The following is a 2,332-nucleotide window of genomic DNA, read 5'->3' as shown; positions in this document are numbered from 1 at the left end:
GAACCTCCATCATCGGAAGGCCTCGACTTCTATCCATCCACCGCCACGCCGACTCCGGCGCGCGTCCCAGCTTCTACACCCTCAAACGCGAAGAGCCCGTAATAGACGAGCTCTCGCATGATGTCTCCAATCACGACATTTGTCGTAGTTAAACTACAACAGCAGTCGTGGTTTGGCTAGCATGGGCGACATGGCCCGCAACGACGAACGACGCTCCGCTCTTGCCGACGCCGGGATCCGTGTGCTCGCTCAGGAAGGAGCCCGCGGACTCACCCACCGAGCTGTCGACGCCGCAGCCGGCACTCCGCGCGGCACCGCGTCGAATTACTTCCCGACTCGCGACGATCTCATATCTGCACTCGTCGACCGCATCGGAGAGTGACTCACACCCGATCCCGACATCGCTCCTTCCCGTGGCGCTCGGTCCCCTGACCGCGCACTCTTCGCCGACTACCTGCGAGACGTCGTGCGACGACTCAGCGTTGACCCGCATGTGTCGCTTGCCCTCTTCGAGCTGCGGTTGGAGGCTGCTCGACGCCCCGCAGTCGCCGCAACGCTCGGAGCGTGGCGACAGCGAGCATTCCAGGAGGATGTCGCATTCAATGACGCTTCTGGCCTGCCCGGAGGACGAACCGAGATCGCCCTGTTCCACTACGCCATCGACGGACTGATGCTCGACCACCTCACCGCGCCGCTCGACACGGGACTATCTGTCGAAGCCGCAGTTAACGAACTCGTCGACCGGATACTTCAGTAAGCCCGCTCTCAGTCCTACGAATGTGCGCGTCAACAACCTCCTGGCCAACAACAACTAGAAATGATGACGCCACGGAACTCAGGGCAGACCAGAGTCTCCAAGAAACCCAGTGCGGCTCATAAATCCGGGTCGGTTCATCGAGTGGTTGCGATCACTTGGTGCGTCGGGTAGCATCCAAGCTGTGTCTCGCTCCTGAGGCGCCTGGGTGTATGCTATGCGTTGGTAGTGGTACACAGATTCTGTAGTTAGTTCCGTTCTGCTGACTCGCATTAGCTGGCGTGGTTGTCCCACGGAAGTGGTGCATCCGGATAACGCACCCTCGGCTGAGGGTAATCCTTGAGGGGATCTATGAAGAAACCGAAAAGAATGTTGCCCGACGCGGCAACAATTAGGCGTCGCGGCGGCGTGGGTGCCGTCGCTGCCGTTGCAATTGCTCTGATGGGGCCGATACCTCAGGCGGCGGCTGCTGACCTAGAGGAGGGTTCGTTCGCTGGAGCTGCTCGCAATTACGGTGCATTCGCTGCTGCTGGGGTTGTGAACGATCTTGTCAACGTGCGTGCTAACATCAGCGAATCTGTGTCGGTCGCGGACTCGGAGGGCCTTAGCGGCTACTCAGGTACTGCGGCCGGAGACTATGCGGTTCCGGCAGCCATCGCTGACGACCCTGAGTCTCGCGCCTATAGCAGGGCCGCTCCGCTTGGCGTTGGTGCCATTGGTGTGCCGATCAATATTGTGAATGCTGAGGCATACTCGACTACGGTTCGTGAGCAAGACGCGGATCAGAACGATTTTGGGAACCTCAATATTCCGTTCCTCGGCAATCTGGAAGCGCTCACTGGTGGCGGATCCACTGCCTGGACAGATGATGTTCTCATGAACGGCGGGGTTGTCGCGGACTCGTGGAGTAACACGGGTCAGGTTGATCTCATCACTGGATTGGATCTGCCGAATCTCCCTGGCCTGCCGGATCTGGGGGCACTTTTTCCTGTGGCAAGTGCTCAGTTGGGGCAGAGCGCTAATGAAGTGCGTCTAGTTCCGAATGGCGATGCGACATGTCCGAGCGGTCTTGCGGTCGAGACAGAGTCTACATGGAACTTTGCTGATGTTCAGCTCTTCGGAGGGCAGGTCGGCGTTTCTTGGGGCGGAGAAACGCAGGGCGAGGTTGGACGTGTTGTCGCGCACGCCAACGGCCACCCGGACGGTGCAAGTTTCACGGTGTCTGAGATGCCCGATATGGCGATCTGGATTGGCGACGACGCTGCCCTGGTCCTGGAGCCGGGCCTCTCGCTTGAACTTGACGAACTCTTCGAAGGTACAGCTGCCGCGCCTCTTCTGAACCTCATCAGCGGCGAATTGTCCTATGAGGGGCTCACTAACGTTCAGGAGGCTGCTGATGGAACCCACGCCTCTGGCACGATGGGTGGCCTGCAGGGGGACCTGCAACTCCTGGATGTGCCGTTTCTGGGGAGCCTTGGGAGCATTGAACTCGGCGTAATGCGTGCAGACGTTTCGGCCGACGTGTCACCCGGTGGTCTCCATTGTGAGGAGGACTCCGGCACCGAGGACGGCACCGAG

Annotated in this window: 3 protein-coding genes; all 3 read left to right on the top strand. The window is 59.9% G+C overall.

Translation table 11 applies throughout. The annotated features are described in order from the left end of the window. The first annotated feature begins 190 nt into the window (after positions 1-190). Entirely contained in the window at positions 191-382 is a 192-nt protein-coding gene (locus ABD658_RS11955; RefSeq protein ID WP_344685975.1) for a TetR/AcrR family transcriptional regulator, read from the top strand. 18 nt (positions 383-400) lie between these two features. Next, the gene (locus ABD658_RS11950) at positions 401-757 is read left to right on the top strand and encodes a hypothetical protein (protein ID WP_344744633.1); all 357 of its coding nucleotides are present in this window, start codon (positions 401-403) and stop codon (positions 755-757) included. 348 nt (positions 758-1,105) lie between these two features. Beyond that, positions 1,106-2,332 (top strand): hypothetical protein (locus ABD658_RS11945; protein ID WP_344744630.1); only part of this gene is annotated, 1,227 nt, incomplete at its 3' end.

It is taken from the genome of Nesterenkonia aethiopica (genome assembly GCF_039534665.1).
GTDB lineage: Bacteria > Actinomycetota > Actinomycetes > Actinomycetales > Micrococcaceae > Nesterenkonia > Nesterenkonia aethiopica.
Note: the sequence above shows the minus strand (reverse complement) of the source record. Positions and strands in the feature narration are given on the sequence as shown.

Bases quoted from the DNA above. Each gene is read 5' to 3' on its own strand.
- ABD658_RS11955 (WP_344685975.1), top strand. From the start codon at position 191: ATGGCCCGCAACGACGAACGACGCTCCGCTCTTGCCGACGCCGGGATC.